This is a genomic window from Bacillus sp. LL01, assembly GCF_001037965.1.
The window spans coordinates 153,645-175,594 of record NZ_LFEL01000002.1; the positions used below are offsets into that span (position 1 = coordinate 153,645).

General features: G+C 43.0%; 23 protein-coding genes. 6 read left to right on the plus strand and 17 right to left on the minus strand.

Annotated features, from left to right (window positions below):
* Positions 1-80 precede the first annotated feature (80 nt).
* On the plus strand, positions 81-227 hold the full coding sequence (locus AB685_RS30200) for a YuzL family protein (protein ID WP_082153549.1): 147 nt from the start codon (positions 81-83) through the stop codon (positions 225-227).
* A gap of 124 nt (positions 228-351) precedes the next feature.
* Here AB685_RS30200 and AB685_RS07295 read toward each other — a convergent pair whose 3' ends face one another.
* Positions 352-1,269, minus strand: coding sequence for a proline dehydrogenase (locus tag AB685_RS07295; RefSeq protein WP_047969934.1), 918 nt, complete (start codon positions 1,267-1,269; stop codon positions 352-354).
* 276 nt (positions 1,270-1,545) lie between these two features.
* Here AB685_RS07295 and AB685_RS07300 point away from each other — a divergent pair, with 276 nt between their 5' ends.
* From AB685_RS07300 to AB685_RS07310, 3 genes are all read left to right on the plus strand, one after another.
* Positions 1,546-1,827, plus strand: a complete 282-nt coding sequence (locus AB685_RS07300; protein WP_047969935.1) for a hypothetical protein — start codon at positions 1,546-1,548, stop codon at positions 1,825-1,827.
* Between the two features lie 18 nt (positions 1,828-1,845).
* Positions 1,846-2,184, plus strand: coding sequence for a spore coat protein (locus AB685_RS07305; protein WP_047969936.1), 339 nt, complete (start codon positions 1,846-1,848; stop codon positions 2,182-2,184).
* Positions 2,185-2,379: 195 nt separating this feature from the next.
* Positions 2,380-3,024: a hypothetical protein gene (locus AB685_RS07310; protein ID WP_047969937.1), complete on the plus strand. Its 645-nt coding sequence runs from the start codon at positions 2,380-2,382 to the stop codon at positions 3,022-3,024.
* A gap of 55 nt (positions 3,025-3,079) precedes the next feature.
* Here AB685_RS07310 and AB685_RS07315 read toward each other — a convergent pair whose 3' ends face one another.
* The 5 genes from AB685_RS07315 to AB685_RS07335 are packed head-to-tail and all read right to left on the minus strand — an operon-like array spanning position 3,080 to position 7,018.
* Positions 3,080-3,331, minus strand: coding sequence for a YusU family protein (locus AB685_RS07315; protein ID WP_047969938.1), 252 nt, complete (start codon positions 3,329-3,331; stop codon positions 3,080-3,082).
* 42 nt (positions 3,332-3,373) lie between these two features.
* Complete coding sequence (locus AB685_RS07320; protein ID WP_047969939.1) at positions 3,374-4,126, minus strand: IucA/IucC family C-terminal-domain containing protein; 753 nt, start codon at positions 4,124-4,126, stop codon at positions 3,374-3,376.
* Positions 4,126-4,944 (minus strand): ABC transporter ATP-binding protein, encoded by an 819-nt coding sequence (locus AB685_RS07325; RefSeq protein ID WP_047969940.1) that lies wholly within the window; start codon positions 4,942-4,944, stop codon positions 4,126-4,128. Before AB685_RS07325 ends, AB685_RS07320 begins: the two co-directional genes overlap by 1 nt.
* A 17-nt stretch (positions 4,945-4,961) precedes the next feature.
* The gene (locus AB685_RS07330; protein WP_047969941.1) at positions 4,962-6,017 is read right to left on the minus strand and encodes an iron ABC transporter permease; all 1,056 of its coding nucleotides are present in this window, start codon (positions 6,015-6,017) and stop codon (positions 4,962-4,964) included.
* Entirely contained in the window at positions 6,014-7,018 is a 1,005-nt protein-coding gene (locus AB685_RS07335) for an iron ABC transporter permease (protein WP_047969942.1), read from the minus strand. The genes AB685_RS07330 and AB685_RS07335 overlap by 4 nt, the downstream gene beginning before the upstream one ends.
* 178 nt (positions 7,019-7,196) lie before the next feature.
* On the opposite strand from AB685_RS07335, the gene AB685_RS07340 reads away from it, so the two are divergent.
* Positions 7,197-8,183 (plus strand): iron-siderophore ABC transporter substrate-binding protein, encoded by a 987-nt coding sequence (locus tag AB685_RS07340; RefSeq protein ID WP_047969943.1) that lies wholly within the window; start codon positions 7,197-7,199, stop codon positions 8,181-8,183.
* Between the two features lie 528 nt (positions 8,184-8,711).
* On the opposite strand, the gene AB685_RS07345 is transcribed toward AB685_RS07340, so the two are convergent.
* The 11 genes from AB685_RS07345 to AB685_RS07395 form a co-directional block, all read right to left on the minus strand.
* A complete protein-coding gene (locus tag AB685_RS07345) occupies positions 8,712-12,308 on the minus strand; it encodes a DUF6359 domain-containing protein (protein ID WP_047969944.1) in 3,597 nt (1,198 codons plus the stop codon).
* A 368-nt stretch (positions 12,309-12,676) separates the two neighbouring features.
* Positions 12,677-13,435: a (S)-benzoin forming benzil reductase gene (locus tag AB685_RS07350; protein WP_047969945.1), complete on the minus strand. Its 759-nt coding sequence runs from the start codon at positions 13,433-13,435 to the stop codon at positions 12,677-12,679.
* 3 nt (positions 13,436-13,438) lie between these two features.
* Positions 13,439-13,906: a site-2 protease family protein gene (locus AB685_RS07355; protein ID WP_047969946.1), complete on the minus strand. Its 468-nt coding sequence runs from the start codon at positions 13,904-13,906 to the stop codon at positions 13,439-13,441.
* 156 nt (positions 13,907-14,062) lie between these two features.
* Positions 14,063-14,845, minus strand: a complete 783-nt coding sequence (locus AB685_RS07360) for a sulfite exporter TauE/SafE family protein (protein ID WP_047969947.1) — start codon at positions 14,843-14,845, stop codon at positions 14,063-14,065.
* Between the two features lie 157 nt (positions 14,846-15,002).
* Positions 15,003-16,130, minus strand: a complete 1,128-nt coding sequence (locus tag AB685_RS07365) for an MBL fold metallo-hydrolase (protein WP_047969948.1) — start codon at positions 16,128-16,130, stop codon at positions 15,003-15,005.
* 48 nt (positions 16,131-16,178) lie between these two features.
* Positions 16,179-16,733, minus strand: a complete 555-nt coding sequence (locus tag AB685_RS07370) for a sulfurtransferase TusA family protein (RefSeq protein ID WP_047969949.1) — start codon at positions 16,731-16,733, stop codon at positions 16,179-16,181.
* Between the two features lie 28 nt (positions 16,734-16,761).
* Entirely contained in the window at positions 16,762-17,058 is a 297-nt protein-coding gene (locus tag AB685_RS07375) for a rhodanese-like domain-containing protein (RefSeq protein ID WP_047970349.1), read from the minus strand.
* A 26-nt stretch (positions 17,059-17,084) separates the two neighbouring features.
* A complete protein-coding gene (locus AB685_RS07380) occupies positions 17,085-17,441 on the minus strand; it encodes a rhodanese-like domain-containing protein (protein ID WP_047969950.1) in 357 nt (118 codons plus the stop codon).
* 15 nt (positions 17,442-17,456) lie between these two features.
* Positions 17,457-17,939 (minus strand): DsrE/DsrF/DrsH-like family protein, encoded by a 483-nt coding sequence (locus AB685_RS07385; RefSeq protein WP_047969951.1) that lies wholly within the window; start codon positions 17,937-17,939, stop codon positions 17,457-17,459.
* Between the two features lie 14 nt (positions 17,940-17,953).
* A complete protein-coding gene (locus AB685_RS07390; protein ID WP_047969952.1) occupies positions 17,954-18,181 on the minus strand; it encodes a sulfurtransferase TusA family protein in 228 nt (75 codons plus the stop codon).
* Positions 18,182-18,421: 240 nt separating this feature from the next.
* Positions 18,422-18,682: a metal-sensitive transcriptional regulator gene (locus AB685_RS07395; RefSeq protein WP_047969953.1), complete on the minus strand. Its 261-nt coding sequence runs from the start codon at positions 18,680-18,682 to the stop codon at positions 18,422-18,424.
* A 797-nt stretch (positions 18,683-19,479) separates the two neighbouring features.
* On the opposite strand from AB685_RS07395, the gene AB685_RS07400 reads away from it, so the two are divergent.
* Positions 19,480-21,891, plus strand: coding sequence for a beta-galactosidase (locus AB685_RS07400; protein WP_047969954.1), 2,412 nt, complete (start codon positions 19,480-19,482; stop codon positions 21,889-21,891).
* Positions 21,892-21,950: the final 59 nt, after the last annotated feature.

Consider the following 21,950-nt stretch of genomic DNA (forward strand, 5'->3'; position numbering starts at 1 on the left):
AAATTTCCATATTATTTTCTGATGTCTGCTGCATGCTGCTTTTGCGAGCGGGAAAAATGAAAAGGTGGAGGTGAGACATCATGGCAAAAATGAAAAAGCAACCTTCTCACGCAGCTAAAAGTGCCGCTAGTGTAAAAGGAAACGCTGGTCCTACAGTGGAAATGGACTATCGAGGTAAAAAAACAAGCAACAACCAACAGTACGGGAAACAGAACATGGAAGACTGAAATACGCACCTAATTGTTGATTTCCGTTCCAGGCGCTTCGCTTTCCGTAGGCGGCCAACTACAATCAACATGGGTTCTACATTTCATCTAAAAATTAAGAGCGTGCAAATTGCACGCTCTTTCGTTATTTTTTAATGATTCCCTTCAAAACAAACGCAACATTCGCAGGTCGTTCCGCAAGGCGGCGCATGAAATATCCGTACCAGTCCGTGCCGTATGGAACATAAACACGCATTTTGTAGCCTTCTTTCACAAGCTCCAACTGGCGATCCGGGCGAATTCCATAAAGCATTTGGAATTCGAATTGATTCTTGGAAATGCCATGCTTTTCCACTAAATCTTTCGTGTATTCAATCATTGCATCGTCATGTGATGCAACTGCCGTGTAATTCCCGTTCAGCAGGTGCATTTCGATGATTTTCTTTAAATTGTTATCCACATCTTTCTTATCTGGAAATGCAACATCTGGGGATTCCTTGTACGCTCCTTTAACAAGACGAAGGTTCGGACTATATTGATTGAGGTCCTCCATGTCTTTCACTGTACGATATAAGTAGGACTGGATTACTGTTCCGACATTGTCGTAGTCTTCTCTCAGCTTTTTGAACACTTCAATTGTTTTTCCACAGCGGGAGTAATCTTCCATGTCAATCGTAACGAACACGCCATATTCTTTTGCTGCATCAAGAATCCGGCGCATGTTTCGCATAACAACTTCTTCAGAGATATCTAGGCCCATGGAAGTCATTTTCAAAGACAATTGGGAATCAAGATTTTCCGTACCGATTGCACGAATGGCTTCGATGGAATTGTCCGCCATTACATTCGCTTCTTCTTCCGTATCAATGAACTCACCCAAATAGTCAATGGTTACACAAAGGTCTTTTTGGTTCAGCTCTTGGATACACTTTACTGCCTGATCAATCCTTTCACCCGCAACAAACCTTCCCGCACCGAATCGCAAACCATATTTCCTTGCCATTTTTGTTAGTGTTTTATTTTTGGATAAATATAAAAATGTATTGCGCATTACTTGTTCCATCTTGTTATTCCTCCCGCTTCTTCTCGATGTCCCTCTCCGATTGCTTTGTGCTATTTTGATCCTTTATAGTAAACGCTTTCATTGAGTGTAAAAATAAAATTACACCCTCATTTTATCATCTTTTCAAATATTTGAATACAAATTATTTGTCGGGAAATAGTGTTATTTGCTGTCGTATTTCGATACATTTTGAGTGCGATGATTTCCACGATCAATACATAATTTTTCGTCAGAAGGTTATTCTACATTTGATAGATTATGATAGGAGGTCGTTGTATGCAACAGCAACAACCACAGCAAAATACTAATCAACAGCCGGGCTACTATCCACAGCCTCCAGCGGTTGTAACGACAAAAGATTCATTATACTTTGCAGATATGCTTTCCTGGAATTTACTTGCGATGAAAAAAGCCCATTTCTTTGCTGGTCAATGTCAAGATCAGGAAGTCGTGAATGCCATTGAAAAAGCTGGCCAGATGCATCAAAGGCATTACCAAAAGATATTGAGCCATATCCAAGGTCAAAACCAAATGCAGCAACAGCAGCCACTTCAATAAGAAAGGGGGAAAACGCTAATGAATCAACAAAAAATCCAGAATCCTGAGACGCAGGTTGCCAAGACGCCACAAATGAATGAGCGCGATTTCATCAATGACATGCTTGCGACGGAAAAATACATGACCGCTTCTTACAGTACTGCACTTAATGAAGCAAGCAACCAGCAGATTTACACAGACCTCCTTGCGATTTTTAACGAAACGCAAAATTGTCAGCGTGAGCTTTACAATGTCATGTTTCAAAAGGGATGGTATGGCCTCGAGCCTGCAGACCAGATGAAACTGCAACAGGAATATCAGCAGTTCCAAGGCTACACAAATCAGTTTCCTTATGGGAGTAATGGAATGACGCAATAGATGTCAATGCAGCGGATGAAGCCGGTAAATGCGGCCTCTTCCGTTGTTTTTTTGTGCTATTTAGACTCTATTTAAAATCGTATCTTCCCCTCTACCCTTCTGTATGTTCTCTAAAACACTGTTTTCCCAATTAAAGTAAATCACTCGAATGTTTATGGTAAAATTAAACAAATTGTTTTTTTAGGGGGAATTTCAGTGAAGCGTTTATTTGTTGTTTGTTTAGTAGCGTTTTTACTCAGTGGTTGCTCTAATTCACAAGTTCATCAAGAAAAAGTTACAGAATTGGAAAAGGAAGTAACGGAAGTCTATGCGCAACTTGAGGATAAAGAAATGGAATTAGAAACACTTTCCCAAAAGCCTGAAGAAGAGGAAACTGGGGAGTTCTTCACGACTCCTAAGGATCAAATTCCTCGCTTATGGAAAGATGTTGATGCACAGCTTTGGGATGACCTAATAGATTATACCTTGGCTGAAGAGAATGGCTGGCAGAAAGGAGTTACGAATTGGCGGGATTGGGATGGAGAGTATGACCTTTCTCTGGGGACGGCCAATCAAATTTGGGTAGATCCAGGATTGCTAATGAATGCATGGATGTTGGATGTAGAAACTAGCTATGGATTAGGAATGGATGTGTGGGAAATTAACACAAGAATTAATAATGTGGATGAAAATAAGGCAGAAGGGTATATCATGAGTTATGGAATGAGAGACGATTCTATTGCTGGAAACGATATTAAAATGACGATGGTGAAAGAAAATGACTTTTGGTACATTGAAAAGGTGGAAACACGCTCAAGGTGTTCGAGGGGTGTTAGCGAGGATGAGGACCTTTGTTTATAATTCTTTATGCAGGTAAATAAAGAGCCTTGAATTTTTTACAATTCAAGGCTCTTCCTCACTTCCCACTCTTCGCACGGTGAGCATCGTTCAATTCTTTTATTTCCTTAATCAACGTCATCATATCCTGTTTGGCATCGGGGTATTGCTCATTCCAATGCTTCACAAGCGGCGGCATTGATTTGGCAATATATGTATAGAGCACCCATGCTTTCACGTTTTCCTTGTGCTCTTCAGTCGCTTCTCCTAAAAGAAGCTCTGTGTATTTTTCCAGTAAACCGTCCAATTGCTGTTCGAGTTTTTCGTTCATCGGCAGATCCTCCCCTCATGCTTTGTTCCATTATAGTGAAGTCTATTTCACTTTACAATTCAATGGACAGGTGGAGCAGCGAGAGCCCTCACTATTGGTTTTATAATAGTAGCAGCAGGTTGTCCGCACTCTAATCTCTGCCTGGTGCTGTTCTACAAAGGTTTTCGGCTTATAGAAAGCGGCCGACGGATTTCTTTTCAACCCAAAAACAACAGGGTCCGCCTTTAGCAGGCTTGCAAAGTCCTCCTCTTGGTCCGGGGTATCCATCTCAAGATTTGGCAAGATGGATTCGTACATCCAATAAATGTAGAGCATGACATTTTCCCATAACGTCTGGCGGGATACTTTGGCCTCTTTTGCCATGCGGTTGATAAGAGGGGCGAAAATACCTCCGAATAGTTCTTCGAAATGACGTTGTCTCCAAGCCTCACGATTTTCAAATGAAGTTACCTCAACCGCCTGTACCTCCGTATAACGAAGTTTAGGGAGCCATATATCATTTTCCACATAGGAATCAATCCAGATCGTGGAAGGGTCCACCTTCAGAGTTTTATTGAATGCCGTCATGGAAAGAAGGCAGTTCACCGCAAGAAAACCGAGCCTTTTCATGAGTAGTGATGCCGCAACATCCATCTCATCTGTACCCAGAGCATGTTGAACCTTCATCAAATAAGCTTCCGTCCCATCATGTATAAGCGAATGAAGTGACACGGTGTCTTCCACTTGCGCCTCCCCTGCAACAAAACGGCAACTCTCTTCCAGAAAGCGAAATTCCTGTTTGGTCAGGGTGCTCATTATGCTCTTAGTCCTTCGAGATTTGGTACCAGACATCTCCCACGGCCGTGAGGAATACATAACGGAGTCCCGAATAATGGATCTGTTGTTACCTGGCAGTTCATATCAAAAACATTTTTCACAAGGTCACAGTTGATTACTTCCTCTGGCTTACCTTGAGCGTAAATCTGCTTATCACGAATTGCCACGAGATGATGTGCATAACGACAGGCAAGGTTGAGATCATGCAGGACCATGATAATGGTGCGGTTTTCTTTTTCGTTCAATTCAAAGAGCAAATCCAGAATTTCAATCTGGTGAGTAAGATCCAGGTAAGTTGTCGGCTCATCCAACAGGATTACATCCGTCTCCTGCGCAAGCGTCATGGCAATCCACGCACGCTGGCGCTGTCCACCAGATAGGGAATCCACCGTTCTTTCTGCTAACTCCTCCATACCTGTTGCACGAAGGGAATCCCAGACAACCTTTTCATCATGCTCTGACCATTGCTTTAACCAGGACTGATAAGGGTAACGCCCTTGTTTCACAAGTTGAAGGACGGATAGACCTTCCGGTGCTGTCGGACCTTGTGGAAGAATGGCAAGCTGCTTGGCGATCTCTTTAGTGGATTGACCGGAAATAACTTTTCCTTCAAGTAGGACATTTCCTTGTTTCGGCTTCAACAAACGAGCTAACGAACGAAGCAAGGTGGATTTTCCACAGCCATTCCCACCGATAAAGACCGTAATCTCCCCTTTAGGGATCTTCAGATCTAATTCCTCGATAATAATCGATTCACCATAGGATAATGTAAGTGACTGGGTTTCTAATGCATTCATGTTACTTCCACCTCTCGTTAAGTATTCCTCGTTTTGTAAAGCAGATAGATAAAGTATGGTGCTCCAATTGAAGCGGTGAATACGCCTGCAGGGATTTCCAGTGGCGAGAACAAGGTTCTACCGATTAAGTCAGCCAGCATGACCAAAAATGCGCCGATAAATGCTGATGTCGGAATCAATACCCCAAAGGAAGATCCGACAAGTCTACGGGCAATGTGTGGAGCCATCAGACCAACAAATCCAATTCCTCCTGCAAAAGCAACCGCGCCTCCTGTCAGTGCCGTACTCAGGAAAAGCAAGCCCATTCTATGCTTGTTGACAGCGCCGCCAACACCTGTTGCAACCTCATCCCCGAGTTCCTGTATATTTAATTGCCTTACCACCATAAAGCTGACGATGACAAGTAAGATGGTCCAAGGTAATAATATTTTCACATGGCTCCAGTTCGAGCCATACACCGTTCCTGTAATCCAGATGTTCGCCTGGCTCGCTCGATAGATGGGACCAAGCAACATGAACAGGGTGGTCAATGCCTGCATTAACGTGGAAATACCTATTCCTATCAGAACAAGTCTAATAGGGGATAGTCCGTTTTTCCAGGAGAGAGAGTACACGATAATTGCAATCGCAGTAGCTCCCACAAATGCACTTAACGGCAACCATTGAATGCTGACAGTCAATGAGTTGTTGCTGTCACTGAATAGAGCAAGAAACAGGACAACTGCTGTCGAAGCTCCGCCAGTCAAACCTATAATATCAGGAGATGCAAGCGGATTCCGAATTATGCCTTGTAAAATGGCCCCGGCCACTGCAAGTGAAATTCCAACAAGCAACGCAATGATAATTCTTGGAAGGCGGAAGGATTGTACAACCAACGTCTCCATGGAATCACCTTGGCCAAAGAAGACTTTTATAACATTCCACGGAGATATTTTCATATCTCCCATCCCAGTACTTAGAATGAAAAGGGCCACTACTGCCAATGCTAGGCCAAAAATGGTGAGTATCGCTTTTTTATCCATAAAAAAGGATAAGCGGTCTTTTCCAATTCGAAAAGTTCTATAATTTTTCATTTTCCGTGGAACCCCCTTCGTGCGATGTAGATGAAGAATGGAGTTCCAATGATGGCGGTCATGACACCAACAGGTATCTCTTGTGGCATGATGATATACCGTGCACCAATATCAGCCGTCAACAGGAGAATCCCTCCTAGTATCCCGCAGTATGGTGCAAGCCAGCGGTGGTCGTTCCCGACAAAGTAGCGAGCAACATGCGGAATGACGATACCGATAAATACGATTGGTCCGGCAATCGCAACGGAACCACCTGCAAGTAGAATGATAATGATAGCTGCAGCTAATTTTACAAGACCTGTTTTCACTCCAAGACTTGTCGCCACATCATCCCCCATTGCCAGCAGGTTAATCTTTTTTCCGATAAAAAAGGAGGCAATCCAGGCAACTGCTATATAAGGAAGAACGGCAAAAACCAAGTTAAGGCTTCTGCCTTGAACAGATCCTGCCAGCCAAAACAGCACTTGGTCCAACGCTGTCTCGTTTACAACAAGCAAGCCCTGTGTAAGAGATGAGAACATGGCAGCAAAGGCCGCTCCGGCAAGTGTTAGTTTCATAGGGGTCAGACCCTCTCGCCCAATTGATCCTATAAAATAAACGGCAAATGCTGCAAGAGCTGCTCCTGCAAACGCAAGCCATGTATAGGTTTGCAAAGAAGTGACAGAGAAGAATGATACCGCCACTACCACAAAGAAACTGGCCCCTGCGTTGATACCGAAAATTCCTGGTGATGCCAACGGGTTTTTAGTCAAAGCCTGCATCCATAGGCCGGCGATTGCCAAACTTCCCCCAACCAAAGCCGCAATGATGGCACGCGGTAGACGCACAGATTGAACAATAATATGTTCATTCGATCCATCGAAATTACGGAATGCATCTATTGCGAGAGTCAGGCTAGTATCTGTATATCCATATATGATGCTTGCCACAAAGCTGAAGGATAATAGAATCATTCCCACTATCAATCCCATTATTTTATGGCTGTTTTTGCGAAGTAGCATAATTGTGTACCTTCTATCTATATATATCTTTTATCCTCTTATAAGTTTAGGAGAATTAGGAGCAAGTGTCAATGACTTTGAAAATCATTCTCAGAAAGTTATTGACAACGATTCTCATCAGGGGTACTATTTATCTTGTGATTGAAAATCATTATCAATATATACGGGGGCTACATACATGTTAAAAAACAAAAAGATGTTTACGTTATTTCTACTTACTATCATTACTTCCCTTGTTTTAGCTGCTTGCTCCGGCAACAATGGCAACAACGCCGGTCAAGAGGAAGATGCTTCTGGTGATACTCCAGCAGAAGACACTTCTTATGAAGTGGAACATGCAATGGGAACAACACCTATTGATAAAACTCCTGAACGTGTCGTCATTTTAACAAATGAAGGTACGGAAGCACTTCTTTCAATGGGTGTAAAACCTGTCGGAGCTGTTCAATCCTGGTTAGGTGACACTTGGTACGATCACATCAAATCAGATATGGAAGGCGTCGAGGTTGTTGGTACGGAAAGTGCGGTCAACCTTGAAGCAATCGCAGCATTGAAGCCTGATTTAATTATCGGAAACAAGCTACGTCAAGAAGATGTTTATGAGCAATTAAATGCTATTGCACCAACTGTTTTTGCAGAAACTTTAAAAGGTGACTGGAAAGAAAACTTCAAGCTTTACGCGAAAGCGTTGAATAAGGAAGAAGAAGGCCAAAAAGTGATGGACGACTTTGATGCGCGTGTTGCTGATATGAGCGAGCAGCTTGGTGACAAGACGGAGCAAGAAGTATCCATCGTACGTTTCACAGCTGGAGATGTTCGTATCTATCATAAAGATTCCTTCTCTGGAATTATTTTGGATCAATTAGGATTTGCACGTCCTGAATCTCAAAATGTAGATGATTTTGCTGAAATGAATGCAACAAAAGAAAGAATCCCTGCAATGGACGGAGACGTTCTTTTCCACTTCTCCTATGAAACTGGTGATGGTGAAGCAACAAAGATCAAGGACGAATGGTTAGAGGATCCTCTATTCAACAACCTTGAAGTTGCGAAAACAGGAAATGTCCATGAAGTAAGTGATGCTGTATGGAACACTGCTGGTGGAGTACTTGCTGCAAACATCATGCTTGATGATATTAAGGAAGTATTTTTAGGAGAAGAGTAATAGATTTTTAATGAGAGAGCTGGCACAAGTTGTGTGCCGGCTCTTTTTTTGGGGGAATAAAAAAAGCTTTGTTAAAGGATTGTTGATTCAAGATGTGATTTATAGCTGGTGATTGGAGCACAGGGTGTAGACTTCTACGGGAGATAGCGCTTAGCGTAGACCCCACAGGCTTGCCGAGGTCACTGAAAAACTGAAAACGAATTGTTTTAAATGGTTTCTAGCTGTGGATTGGAGCAAATAGCGTAGACTCCTGCAGGGGAGTAGCGACAATCTTGAGACCCCGCAGAGCGCAGCCCGAGGAGGGTCAAGGTCGCCCTCTGGATAAGCGAAGCTATTTGCGGAAATCAACAGCGGTGTTTACCCAAGAACTAAAATTCAGTACTTTTTCAGTGGCCTCCAGGCTTGCCGAGAAGGCTCCGCAAGCGCCCCGTGGAAAGCGAAGCCCGGTGCGGAAATCAACAGCGGTGTTTAACAGACCCATAAAAAAAGAGAAGGCCCGAAAGCCCCCTCCTAACAACTACAACAAGCTTATTGAATTTCGCTTCTCTTTACTTCCTTACCTTCCGCATCTTTCACCACAACCGTCAACGTATAGCGCTGACCAGTATGGTTGGCAGGAATGGTAACTCCCACATTAAATACCCCTTCACTCTCACCTGCTACTTCATAGCTTTCTTCGGAGGAGTGTTTCACTCTGCCGTGCTTGTCCACCAATTCCACAGAAACTGTGAACTCACGTGCATCGCGAACGTGATTAGCAATCTTAGTGTTTACCGTTACTTCTGATTTTCTTACAAGCTTCTTCAATTCTTTTCCTTTTGCATCAAGGAACTTGTTCTCAACCGTGTATTTCACTTCCGGCTCTTCATATCCAGGCTCGCTCACTTCGGAGATACGGCCTTCTGCCACGTAATTGATCGGTCCATCAAAACTTTTTACAAAGTTAACGGTTGCCTCTAAATCTTCCGGTCCAGTAACAGGATTTTTGCCAAGCTCGCCGATAGGACGGTACTTGCTTCCTGTAGATGTTGCCATGAAATTATTTACTACAATACTATATGTTGCTTCCTTATCGATAGGCGTTCCATCCGGGAACGTGATGTCCACCACTTTGTAAGTGTCGCCATCCCACGTATAATGGAATCCACTGATGCTGTAGTCAGGTCCATATGGTGCTTGTAGCTGTGCATTCATGATTGTGTAAAGGTCTGCACCTGAGATATCAAGCTTCATTAGAACGTTATTGAATGGTTGGATATTGAACAACTCACCCCAAGTAATGTCACCTTGATTTAAGTTGTCGCGGATACCTCCACCGTTCATCAATGCAAAGTCCGCTTCCATTGCTGTTGCCATACCATCAGCTATCAGGTTACCAAGAGCATTGTCGCCGACTTCCCCACGGACTCCGTAGCCGCCTTCCATCGCAACTTCTGCTACACCGACTACTTCATTCAAAATTGGTGCGATTCTATTTTCATAGTTTGCTAGGATTTCCGTTACAACAGGATCTGGATCCATTTTGCTTTGGTCCACAAACACAATTTCCGCTTCCTTGTTCACAATGTCGCCTGTTTCAGGGTCGATTTCAAGGTCCACAGCAGAAAATGCTTTCCCGTAATCCAATGCCTGAACAATCAATTTGTTATCCACTAAGGCATTCACAATTTCATGGTTGTGAGCTGCAAAAATGACGTCCACTTCATCATCCACATTGCTTGCAAGATTTGCCGCATCACCAGTAGCAGAATCTCCATCTTGAGATGCAGGCATATGAGATAGAACCACAATCGCTCTGACTCCTTGCTCTTTCAATTCTTCTGTTGCTTCATTAACTGCATCCACTTCGTTTGTAAAAGTGATGTCCTGTATTCCATCAGGGATAACCATGTTTAATGTAGCTGTGGTGTTCACACCGATAAATCCAATTTTTTCGCCATCCACTTCCAAAATCTCGTATGGAGGCAAGAATGTTTCTCCTGAGTCCTTCCAAACGCAGTTCGCACAGACATTCGGGAAATTCATCCCTTCATATCCTTCTGTACCTTTTCCTTCCGGATGGTCGCCACCATTCACCATACGCAAAAATTCTGTCGTCCCCTCATCAAACTCATGGTTTCCGACCGTACCAATGTCAAAGCCGATCTCATTCATAATTTCGACAACAGGCTCATCCTGAAGCAAGGCTGCAACTGGTGAGCTTCCACCGATCATGTCACCTGCATGCACAATCAGTGTGTTAGGATTTTGCTCTCTGCGGTCTTTCAGATAAGCGGAAACATAGTCCATACGGCCTGCTACAACACCATAATCTCTTGATAAATCGTAAGTCTGATCGATTTTTCCGTGAAGGTCGTTCATTCCAATAAGCTGAACGGAAACCAGCTCACCTGGAGTTGGCTCTTCCTCATCTCCAACAGGTGTATAGCCTGCTGCCACTGCATCCGCTTCATCCCAAAAGAATACACGCTTCTCAACAGGAACCTCTTCCCAAGAATACGGTTCTACATATTCTTTCGTATCAGAATTCCCAACCGGCTTCGTTAAAGGATTTCCTTCATAACGGGCACGGAAAAATGTAGGAAGCTCCAATAATGGATCATTTTCGTTCCAGATTCCTTTTCCTGCCTCCTTCGCTTCCTTCACGGCAGCTTGGAATTCGTTGTACTCATTTTCCGGACCTACCGGCCAGATGAAGTACGTTACCGCATAGCCTTCTCTTACCATTTCAAGGTTAGTGTTCAATCTATCTTCCTTGCGTAATACTTGAGCTAGTAATCTACCGTAGTTGTCAGTCGGCTCTTCGCCCACTTTTAGAATTACTTCATCTCCAGGTTGAAGGAGAGTCTGCATATAAGCAGTCGCTTCGTTACCTTTATCCTTCTGATTCTGATCAAGGTCATTTCTTACAGAATGATAGGTTTCCGGCGTGTCGATGTTCACGTAACGAACGCTTTGGGAACCGAATAATGGAGAAGTGATACGTATCGTATCGCCATCCGTTACACGCTCTACTACAGCCGGGTATTCACCTGCTGAACTTGGTGGTTCTGGTTGCTCTGCAGCCAATACGATATCCGATGCTTTTCTAGGTAAAATTTGATACGTGTTGTATTGGCTCAGGATTGCGGTAATCTCATACCACTTACCAGCTTCCAATGCATCAATCGCGTTAGTACCTTCCATAACACGTAACGTTGTAGAGTTAAAATCGCTGTCTGTCAAAGTTACATTATATCCGCCACCAGCCGGAGTGGATGGCTTGTTAGAAACATAACCTGTTACTGTTACAAGCTGGCCTTCCAGCGGTTCAGCAACAGTTGCTGATTGTAAATCTTCAATAGTAATAGGTGTAGGTTCTGGAAGAGTCTCATTTTCCGCTAAAATCTCTATGCCATTCGTGTTCGGCATAATTTCAAGCAGGCCGTTGTAAAGGGCGATTTTCCCTCTGACTTCCACCTTCTGGCCTTCTACTAAATTAGGAAAACCTGATAGGCTATTGGAAAACAAATTGATTCCTGCTGTTTCATCTTGTATGTAAGTGGACAGTTTTCCGCCGCCGATTGCATCGTTATCTGCTGTGACAACACCTTGGACGATGACTTCTTGTCCGACGTTTTTAGATCGTGCTTCTGCAAGTGTGATAAGTTCTGGTTCTGCTGGAGGTTCAGGATCTTGGCCGCCATCGATGATGGTGAAATCGGTTGGGCTTTTTAGACCTGGCACTAAAAAATAAGCTTCAAGTGAACCGGTGATTTGAAGTTTTGCGTGGTAGTTACTCTCGTTATCTACTAGGTTTAATGCTGTTCTAATCGAATTATTAGGTAGTTGAACTGGTAGCATTTTTCTAATGTCTGTTTCATTTGGAGAGTCAGCAATTGCTAGATTAGTAGCTTGTGACCAAGGGGCTTCCAAATCAAAATTATTCGTGGACACTACCGTCCCCACTATATACCCCTCCACATTCGCCGTGCCGCTATTATTGGCAATTGCTTGCTCCACTGTAATAGCCGTTGACTGGTTTTCTGCCGCATAAGTTGTAATGTTCATAGCAGGCATTAGATTAGAGAATGTTAATATGAAAGCTAATAGAATCATGACAACTCTTTTAGAATGATGTCTCATTTATTTTCCTCCTTTAAATAGTTGTTCGTACGTCGTACACTAACCCAATATACTCGAATTGTGTAAAACTACTGTAGTTTGACCGTAAATAAATTGTAAAAATTCTTTAAAATCAAACAACTTCAACTTTATTATGCCGTAGGAACATAAAAGTGGACATACGACATATTAACCTAATTTGCTACACTGAATAGTTCAAAAGTTTCAAAAATAATCAGAATAATAGGATTTTTGTCATGTTATGGGATGTATTACCAAAATTCGTTGTAATATAGGAAATAAAAAACCGTTCCCTCAGCAGACATGCAGAAAACGGTTCTATCAATGACTCCAGATAATTTAAAAAAACACACCGCGAAGTGTGCTCATCAAAGAAATTCCTTTATATCATAGACTCTTCCGTTTTCAACAGTATCTGATAATATCAGATCTAACATTTTCTCGGCTACGAACGATGGACTTCTTAACTGCCCTTCTTCATGGTAGCTTTTGAAGGTGTCCACATTACTGAAGTCCTCTTTCTCAGAGCTGCGGATGACTCCTTGCATGTCTGTGTCCATGACACCTGGTGAAAAGGAGAGGATGGTTGTCGGGTTTTTCACTTGGCTCTGTTCTAATCCTACTGATTTCGTGTACATGTCAAGACCAGCTTTTGTCGTGCAGTAGGTGTTCCAGCCATGAATCGGACGGTTGGCTGCTCCGGAACTTATATTGACAATCACCTTTTTGCAGCTCCATTCTTCCGTCAAACGGATGAATTCGTTTATCATCAGCATCGGGGTGAGCAGATTGAGATGAACCGCTTTGGCCATGGACGACTCGTCCGCTTTTCCCGCAGGTTTAATCGGATCCACCATCCCTGCATTGTTGATCAAGTAAATTCCCTCCACTTGATTATCCTTCTCTATTTTAGATAAGAGGTATTGAACAATCCCTGTCACCCGTTCATTCTTGCTCAAGTCCTCTTGCAGGAAAGTGATTTCCGCTCCAGCTTCTTTTGCTGCCACTTCTAGGTCTTTATTTTCACTTCTCGCAATACAAATCAGATGATGGTTTTCTTTTAATAGATGTTTTACAGTAGCTTCGCCAAGACCTTTTGATGATCCCGTCACAATGAAATACTTCATTCATTACACTCCCAATCTATCTTTTTTTACTAGTTTAATAATAGCAGCAACTATTTGCCAGCCATCTGATCGCTTCTCACCAAGTTTAAAAGGAATCAGGTTGACGATACCAATCCAGAGGCTGAAAAGAATAAACAACGTGGAAAAGGAAAACTGGTATGGCGTCCAAAATGGAATCACTAACAATACCGATACCAGGTTAAAAAGAGGTCCGCCAAGGGATATCCAGGCAACCTTCCGGTGAGGCAACTCTCCCTGTGTATCATTGGTGGAGTGCCCTCCCAGAAACGGAATGATGTTTATGCGGACACTTGTTCCGCGGAATGAGAATTGAATAAGCTTCGGACCTATCCCAATTTCAATCTGTGTGTTATTCACTTTATGAAGTTTTGCTAAAGAAACGTGACCCGCCTCATGGATTAAGTGAACAAGCGGCACCACCAAATAGAAAAACATGAGTGTATCGAGCATTTTTAAAACAACCTTCTTTTCAATTCGTTGATTCCATTATACATGAGCTGCCTGTGGAAATGGGGGAATGTGAATATATAAAAAACCTCCTGTTTGGGGTCAGACCCCAACAGGAGGTTTTGCTTTTGCGTAGAATATATATTAGTTGGCCACCAATTAGATTATATCAAGCCAGATTTTGATGGTTGTCGCTAAAATCAATACCGCCAATATCCATTGCAACATTTTTGTGTTCATCTTCTGGCCAAGCTTTGCACCAATTGGGGCTGCGATAATACTCGCAATGACCATGACAATGGCCGGTACCAACAGCACTTGGCCGGTCGAAATTTTCCCGACGGTGCTACCAATAGAGGAAATAAACGTAATGGCCAGTGAAGTCGCAATTGTCATTCTTGTAGGGATTTTCAGTACCACAAGCATGATTGGTACAAGCAGGAAGGCACCTGCCGCTCCGACAATACCAGAACCGATACCTACGATGAAAGCAAGTATGGTAGCCAGCACCTTATTGAACGTCACCTGGTCGAATGGTATATCATCGATTCCTTTTTTCGGGATGAACATCATAATAACAGCGATAAGTGCAAGAATACCATAAACCATATTGATGCCATCAGCGCTCATCATGCGGGACCCATATCCTCCGATGAAGCTACCGATCAGGATGCTTACACCCATATAAATGATAAGGTCTTTATTTAAATAGCCACCCTTGCGATAAGCCCATACACCAGAAATCGTGGCGAAAAATACCTGTACGGCACTGACACCGGACACCTCATGCGCTGTAAGCGCAGTAAGACCGAGCATCGGTGGGATATATAAAAGCATCGGATACTTGATGATTGAACCACCAATACCGACCATCCCCGATACAAACGAACCGATGAAACCTATCGCAAACAAAGCTACAAGCCACATAATATCAAATTCCATAAAGCATCCCTCCTTCTAGGTTGAGGGGGTTTCGACACGGATGCCAAAACTCCTAGAGGGGTCTGACCCCTCTTTGAACTTTTTTATATATATTTCCGCCCTTCGACATAAAGGGCGGAATTCCTTTGAGGGTCTGACCCCTCTTCACCATTATTTTTTATCCGTGCACCGCACAACGGTTAGGGCCAATCTCCATGTCACGTTGGTCGTCTTCTGTTGGGTTGATTTTGCCCATGTTTAGTTGGCGGATTTCTTGGTATGCGTTTGGTTGTGGTGGCAGGTTTTCGGAGACGAGTTTGCGGAATTCCGCTTCGTCTTCGATGTTTAGGCCTGCGTTGTTTTTAAATAAATCGCCTAGACGCGCTGCCACTAAACCGCCTTCGCCTACTTCGGACATCGTACCGAAGTGAGCCGGTAGTACGACAAGATCATCAGACAACTCTTTGTAGCGAGAGTAAAGTGTTTCGCGTAGATCTGCTACCCAGTCCTCCGCTTTTCCGGCAAGGTCCGGACGGCCAATGGATTCAACGAACAAGATGTCACCACTTAATAAGAAACGGTTATCCACGACAAATGACGTACTACCGATTGTGTGACCTGGTGAGTAGATCGCCTGCACAGCAACCTTCGTCGTACCTACCGTAATTTCCACTCCATCTTCAAGTGCAGCATAATCGAACGTTACTTCTTCAGCATCTTTAGGAGGTAACCAGTAAGTCGCATTCGTTGCTTCACGAAGCATGCGACCACCAGAAATGTGATCGGCATGCAAGTGCGTATCAGCCACATGCACCACTTTCAATCCTTTTGCTTCCGCGAATGAGATATATTGATCCACCATACGTGTGGAATCAATGATCATAGCGGAACCATCAGATTCAACAAGGTAACTCAAGCAGCCTTTTCCTATACGAACGAACTGCCACAATGTACCGCCATCCGTTAAATCCGCTACCTTAACCGGCTCCAAGTACTCACTCCAAGCCTTCATTCCACCTTGCAAGTAAGAAACATTTTTTACACCAGCTTCTACTAGCATCTCACCAACAAAGATAGAAGAACCCTCTTTCGCACATACAACTAACACATTTTCAGTTGGAATCTGGTCTAGGATCTCCTCCACACCATCCATTAAATCAAAGTAAGGAATATTCTTATGCTCAACAGATGCGCCTTCAATTTTCCAATCAGCGAATGCATCTTCGTTTCGCACATCTAAAATAAATAATGATTCATTAGCTAAAATCTTCTTCGTTACATCTTTTGCAGTCATTGCGTTTAACATGAATAAATACCCCCTATGGTATAATTTATTTTAAAAAAATTTAGATCGTTAAGCTGTAGGACCTTCCCACTTGCTCATTCCTGGAATAACATTCTTAACATTTGTAAAACCAAGGTCAGTCAGTTTTTGCGCAGCCATATCACTACGGCTTCCTGTGCGGCATACAACATACGTTTCTTTTTCTTTGTCTAATTCTGCCACGGCACCTTCAAAGTCACCCAATGGAATAGAAACTGCACCTGGAATGTGTCCGAATGCATACTCTGCAGGTTCACGCACGTCAAGTACTGTTATACCCGCTTCCAATTTTGCAACCAACTCTTCGTTCGTTGCAACATGAGGATAGTTCTGCTCCTCTTTTTCCTCTTCGGATCTTGCTTTACGGATATAATGCTTCAGCACGTCTCCTTCTTCAAGCGTACCTAAATACTGGTGACCAATCTTATCCGCCCAAGCTTTAATATCCGCCTTGGAACCTTTATCCGTTGCCAACACTTCCAATACTTCACCTGATTCAATCTGGTCTATCGCCTTTTTGGTACGAACAATCGGCATTGGACATGCCAACCCTTTTGCATCTACAGTCATGTTTACATTCATCAGTAGGTCATCTCCTTTTTGTTAAAAAAAATTATTCCGCGTTACCTTCCCACTCCAGCATTCCGCCAACCATATTGGTGACGTCAAAGCCTTGGGCTGCCAAGAACATGGAGGCCTTCCCACTTCTTCCGCCAGATCGGCAAACCATAATATGCTCTTTGGACTTATCAATATCCTGCGTACGGAACTCCAATAGGCTTAATGGAATATTGACAGCTTGTGGAATTTTCCCTGCAGCCACTTCCTCTGCTTCACGTACATCAATGATGGACAGTTGTTCCCCGTTTGCAAGCTTTGCTTCCAATTCCTGTGGTGTAATCTCTTTCATGTTTGACAGCTCCTTTTCTAATTGAATTACCAAGCATTCATACCGCCTTTTACATTCGCAAGCTTCGTAAACCCTGCCTTCTTCAATTGCTTTACTGCGGCATTACTGCGCATACCACTTTGGCAGATGACAATCGTCTCTTTGTCTTTAGAGAGCTTATTTGAGCTGTTGCCAATGGTGTTCAATGGGATATTCTGAAACTGTCGAATGTGATTCCCTTTGTATTCCATCGGTGTGCGAACATCAATGAACTGTTTGTTTTTATCGTTTAATTCCTTCTTCAATTCAGCCGTAGTTATCTGACGGACCCCGGCAGTAGGCTTCATTCTACTGATCAGAAACACCACTGCCAGCCCCATTAAGATGTAAGGAAGAAACTCCATTCAGACACACTCCTCTTAGATAAATAAGTTCACATTACCTTCAGAAGCATCGCCTAAATATGCGCCAACCCCTGCGTACTCAATTCCGTCGATCATCTCTTCATGCTTTAAGCCAAGTAAGTCCACTGTCATTTGGCAGCCTACAAGTTTTACGTCCTGCTCTTTTGCCATTTCAATCAAGCTTGGTAAAGACTGTACGTTATGCTTTTTCATGATGCCTTTGATCATTTTCGGTCCCATACCAGCCATATTCATTGTAGATAATGGCAGCTTGTTCGCTCCACGCGGCATCATTTTGCCGAACATTTTTTCAATAAAGTTTTTCTTTACTGGAACAAGCTCCTCTTTACGAAGTGCATTCAAGCCCCAGAATGTGTGGAAAATCGTTACTTCGTGATCATATGCTGCAGCACCGTTCGCAATAATATAGGCTGCCATTGTTTTGTCATAATCTCCGCTGAAAAGTACAATCGTTGTTTTCTTCTTTTCCATTGTCATAATCAATCCTCTCCTTACGCTTTTTTAATATAGAAAGTAAATACGTCATTTTCTTCTTTCATGTCCAATAGTTCGTTTCCAGTTGCTTTGCACCATGCAGCCAAGTCAGTCTTTGCACCTTTGTCGGTTGTGATAACTTCCAAGATCTCACCGGCATTCACTTCGTTTAAAGCTTTCTTCGTTTTCACCAATGGCATTGGGCAAGCTAATCCTTTTGCATCTAATACTTTGTTTACAGTCATTTATAATTCCTCCTAATATTTTTACCCCTAGGGGTATTTATTTAGTTAAAAAAATATAGTTAATATCTTTATACCTGGTAGGGTATATTTAACTTCAAAAAAAATTGGGTTATTCAGAATACCCATAGGGGTATCTTAACACACAAAAAAATATAATGCAACCCACTATCCAAATACCCTAGTGGGTATCAATAAGTCTATAATATACCACTTAGGGTATATTATCAAGTACTTTTTTTACTACCTACTTTTAATAAGAAGATCAACTGCTTGTTGAACCATCTCGCTTGTATCTTCACCTTTTAGTACATTTTCCCGAACGCATTGCTCCAGGTTTGTACTAACGATGACGCCAATGGCACGTTCGATTGCTGTAGTTGCTGCATTCAACTGCGATATCACGTCACGGCAATCTTCCCCTTGCTCCATCATATGAAGCACTCCGCGAATCTGGCCCTCAGCGCGCTTCAGGCGGTTCTTCACTTGATTTGAATATTCCATAACAGACATGCACCTCCTGTTAAAAATGATGTAGTAAGGCTCTTTTCTAATAGATTGTTGCTAATCCAAGTAAAAAGTCGGTATTTGAACTTTTTACCGATTATCTACTCAGCGTCTATAAATACGAAAAAGCAACAAAGTTTATGAATACAGCCTTTAATAACAATGTCTATGCTCATATATTATACCCCAGAGGGTATATTGTCAACCCTGTTGATTGAAATTATAAATACCACTTTCTAATGGAATAAACCTTTGCGCCTTTTTAGAAAGTTTTTTTCTCACGGGTTGTGGTAATCAAATTCTTCTGGATTCCAAGCATCCTAAACACTAATTTCAACTACTTTTTACACTTTCAACATTCTTTCTTTCTCATCGCCCCACTCAAATCGTTTTTCTCATCACTATAGGTACTTATTCCAACCACTAATATAGGTGAATCCCCCCATAAACCTCTACAATCCCCCCAACACTATTATAATCCCCCCAATGAACTGATTATTCCCCCCATAGCAACGGATATTCAAACCAGAAAACAAGATATTCCCCCCACAAACGATAGTTTTCCTCCCATTACTATTAATGCTCAGTCAGCTCACATTCACCATTCAATAAGGTACCATTCAGCATTTCTAACATCATTCGCCCAGGATAACTTCCCACCACGCCTTTTCAATAAAATCGTTTCAACCAACTGCCATTTATGGTACGATAACTCATGATTGATGCTAACGAAACGTTTCGATTACAGATAAATGTAAGCGCTTTTCTACTTAACTTCAAGGGGATGAATAGACATGATTGAAATTAAGAATAAACAGATTGTCATAGATGGTAAACCTGTACTCCTTATGTGCGGAGAGATACATTACTACCGTTTGGAGCGAAAGGATTGGCAAGATCGCATCGATAAACTAAAAGATGCCGGTTGTAATGCGGTTGCTACGTACATTCCATGGTTGTGCCATGAGCCTGTTGAAGGACAAATGGATCTGCATGGACATACTCGACCGGAACTGGACTTGGGAGCATTCATCGATCTTTGTGCAGAAAATAATCTCTACTTCTTTGCGAGACCAGGTCCATTCATCATGGCCGAAATGAAAAATGAAGGAATACCTCATTGGGTATCAGAAAAGCATCCAGAGATCATTCCAGTTGGCTGGGATGGAATTGCTGCGACAACGCCAACCCTTGATTACTTGGCTCCTAATTTTCTAAGAGAAACGAAGAAATGGTATGAAGAGGTGATGGCGGTCATTGCTCCCCGTTTGCATACGAACGGCGGAAACATCATCGGTGTTCAGCTTGATAATGAAATCGGCATGCTTTCTTGGGTCAGCAACTGCCCGGACTTGACTGAGCAGCTTTTGGTGGACTTCGTTAAATGGTTGCAGACGCAATACGAAGCTTCTGAGCTTAGTGCGCGATACCCGTTTAATTTGCAGGATGCAACGGAAAGAGTCACCGGCATCCGTTCTCCAAAAGAAGCGTATGCAGCCGAATTGATGCGCGACCTCGGCCACTATATGAGAGACCGCTTTGCCCGCTATGTAGCCATTTTACGTGAATATGCCGAGGGATTTGGTGTAAAAGATGTTCCGTTTATCGTCAATATCCACGGAACAGGCGGTGGCCGCGGATTAACATATCCGATTGGCATCTCGCAGCTTTATGAGTCCTTTACACAGGAGGACGGATATCTATCCGGTTCAGATATTTATTTTGGCGATCTTGATATGGCGACGTTCCAGGATCTCTACCTAATCAACGGCTTCATGGATGCGGTGCATAATCCCAATCAGCCTTTGACTTCCGTCGAGTTCAACTGCGGCGACGGCAACTTCGGTGAAACTTACGGCGGGCGCTATGACGTATCTGCTGCCGATTTCAAAACGAGAATGTGTGTTGCACAGGGAAATCGTCTGATCAACTATTACCTCTTTACAGGTGGGTATAACTACAAAATGGATGAGGCAGCCGGTGATGGAAACGGGCGAATCGCTTCCACTGGAGAGCGCCACGGTTTTGCAGCACCCATCAATCCCGAGGGCAAGCTCAACTACACCTTCCCTCGAATGGCCCGCTCCATCAAAACAATGATGGCAGTCGGGGACAAGCTGGCAGCGATGGATGAAGACCGGGATTCCGTAGCATTTGCGTTTATTCCGGATTATTACATGACGGAATATCGCTACCCTGAAAGTACGAAAATGCGGGAGATTGTCGATAATATTACAATGCATCGCGGTGCAGGTGCATGGGAAATCGTAGCTCGTGCCATGTTGCTTGCGAGCTACCGTTTCAGTTCAGTCGATGTGCAAAATAAAGAATTAGATCCTGAAGTGACCAAGGCTCTTGTTCTTCCATCCGCACGGTATATGGATAGAGGGGTCCAACAGAAACTGGTTCAGTATTTGCATTCTGGTGGGGGTATTCTTCTTTATGGTGAGGTTCCGACTTTTGATATGGAAGGGAAGCCTTTTACCGCACTTGCAGATGCGCTTGATGTAAAACCATTGGAAGTGACATTCAACAAGCACGGGCACTTCATGTCCTTGACTGCAGACGGCTGGGCAGCACAGCGCCCGGAAATCCGCACTTATTTTACACAGAAATTCGAGCTTGGTTCAAATGCAGAAGCCATCATGCGTGTAACGGAATCCGATGATGTGTGTGGCTTTGACGCTAAGGTTGGAGATGGTCGTGCCATCGTGCTTGCTACTGCTTATCGTTGTGATATCGACCTATTTAAAACTTCCTTGAAGCGACTTGGTGCTGTGGCTGGCTTGACTCATGACTGTGAGTACTATGGGATTTTCTCTACATCGGTTTCTAATGACGATGAGCGCTTTATTCATCTGATGAATTTGGATGGATTCGAAAAGGAAATTCAGGTTCGTTTAGAGGGTGAGAATTTTATGGAAGGTCGCACGTTCACCCTTCAAAGTAAAGACGGCGTGATGCTTCCTGTGAATGTAAGCTACTATGATGTGAATATTGAGTATTCTACTGCTGAGATCTTGAAGGTGGAGAAGAATAGCTTTGAATTTAGGCTTACTCAAAGTGAGGATACGATTTGTTTTGTGACAGAACGCGAAATTATTGAAAGTGATGACTACCTCGTTGAATCAAGCGGCAAAAAAAGAATCCTAATTTCAAAAAAACATGCTAAAATCGATGACAAGCTTGTTGTTTATTTTGCATAGAGAAGAGGACCGGCCTTTCTAATAGGCCAGGTCCTTTTTTGGGTATGATATTTTAGTAT

What these genes read in the sequence shown, in the direction of transcription:
- AB685_RS30200 (WP_082153549.1), top strand. Translation starts at nt 81, where the DNA reads ATGGCAAAAATGAAAAAGCAACCTTCTCACGCAGCTAAAAGTGCCGCT.
- AB685_RS07295 (WP_047969934.1), bottom strand. Translation starts at nt 1,269, where the DNA reads ATGGAACAAGTAATGCGCAATACATTTTTATATTTATCCAAAAATAAA.
- AB685_RS07300 (WP_047969935.1), top strand. Translation starts at nt 1,546, where the DNA reads ATGCAACAGCAACAACCACAGCAAAATACTAATCAACAGCCGGGCTAC.
- AB685_RS07305 (WP_047969936.1), top strand. Translation starts at nt 1,846, where the DNA reads ATGAATCAACAAAAAATCCAGAATCCTGAGACGCAGGTTGCCAAGACG.
- AB685_RS07315 (WP_047969938.1), bottom strand. Translation starts at nt 3,331, where the DNA reads ATGAACGAAAAACTCGAACAGCAATTGGACGGTTTACTGGAAAAATAC.
- AB685_RS07320 (WP_047969939.1), bottom strand. Translation starts at nt 4,126, where the DNA reads ATGAGCACCCTGACCAAACAGGAATTTCGCTTTCTGGAAGAGAGTTGC.
- AB685_RS07325 (WP_047969940.1), bottom strand. Translation starts at nt 4,944, where the DNA reads ATGAATGCATTAGAAACCCAGTCACTTACATTATCCTATGGTGAATCG.
- AB685_RS07330 (WP_047969941.1), bottom strand. Translation starts at nt 6,017, where the DNA reads ATGAAAAATTATAGAACTTTTCGAATTGGAAAAGACCGCTTATCCTTT.
- AB685_RS07335 (WP_047969942.1), bottom strand. Translation starts at nt 7,018, where the DNA reads ATGCTACTTCGCAAAAACAGCCATAAAATAATGGGATTGATAGTGGGA.
- AB685_RS07340 (WP_047969943.1), top strand. Translation starts at nt 7,197, where the DNA reads ATGTTAAAAAACAAAAAGATGTTTACGTTATTTCTACTTACTATCATT.
- AB685_RS07345 (WP_047969944.1), bottom strand. Translation starts at nt 12,308, where the DNA reads ATGAGACATCATTCTAAAAGAGTTGTCATGATTCTATTAGCTTTCATA.
- AB685_RS07350 (WP_047969945.1), bottom strand. Translation starts at nt 13,435, where the DNA reads ATGAAGTATTTCATTGTGACGGGATCATCAAAAGGTCTTGGCGAAGCT.
- AB685_RS07355 (WP_047969946.1), bottom strand. Translation starts at nt 13,906, where the DNA reads ATGCTCGATACACTCATGTTTTTCTATTTGGTGGTGCCGCTTGTTCAC.
- AB685_RS07360 (WP_047969947.1), bottom strand. Translation starts at nt 14,845, where the DNA reads ATGGAATTTGATATTATGTGGCTTGTAGCTTTGTTTGCGATAGGTTTC.
- AB685_RS07365 (WP_047969948.1), bottom strand. Translation starts at nt 16,130, where the DNA reads ATGTTAAACGCAATGACTGCAAAAGATGTAACGAAGAAGATTTTAGCT.
- AB685_RS07375 (WP_047970349.1), bottom strand. Translation starts at nt 17,058, where the DNA reads ATGAAAGAGATTACACCACAGGAATTGGAAGCAAAGCTTGCAAACGGG.
- AB685_RS07380 (WP_047969950.1), bottom strand. Translation starts at nt 17,441, where the DNA reads ATGGAGTTTCTTCCTTACATCTTAATGGGGCTGGCAGTGGTGTTTCTG.
- AB685_RS07385 (WP_047969951.1), bottom strand. Translation starts at nt 17,939, where the DNA reads ATGACAATGGAAAAGAAGAAAACAACGATTGTACTTTTCAGCGGAGAT.
- AB685_RS07390 (WP_047969952.1), bottom strand. Translation starts at nt 18,181, where the DNA reads ATGACTGTAAACAAAGTATTAGATGCAAAAGGATTAGCTTGCCCAATG.
- AB685_RS07395 (WP_047969953.1), bottom strand. Translation starts at nt 18,682, where the DNA reads ATGGAATATTCAAATCAAGTGAAGAACCGCCTGAAGCGCGCTGAGGGC.
- AB685_RS07400 (WP_047969954.1), top strand. Translation starts at nt 19,480, where the DNA reads ATGATTGAAATTAAGAATAAACAGATTGTCATAGATGGTAAACCTGTA.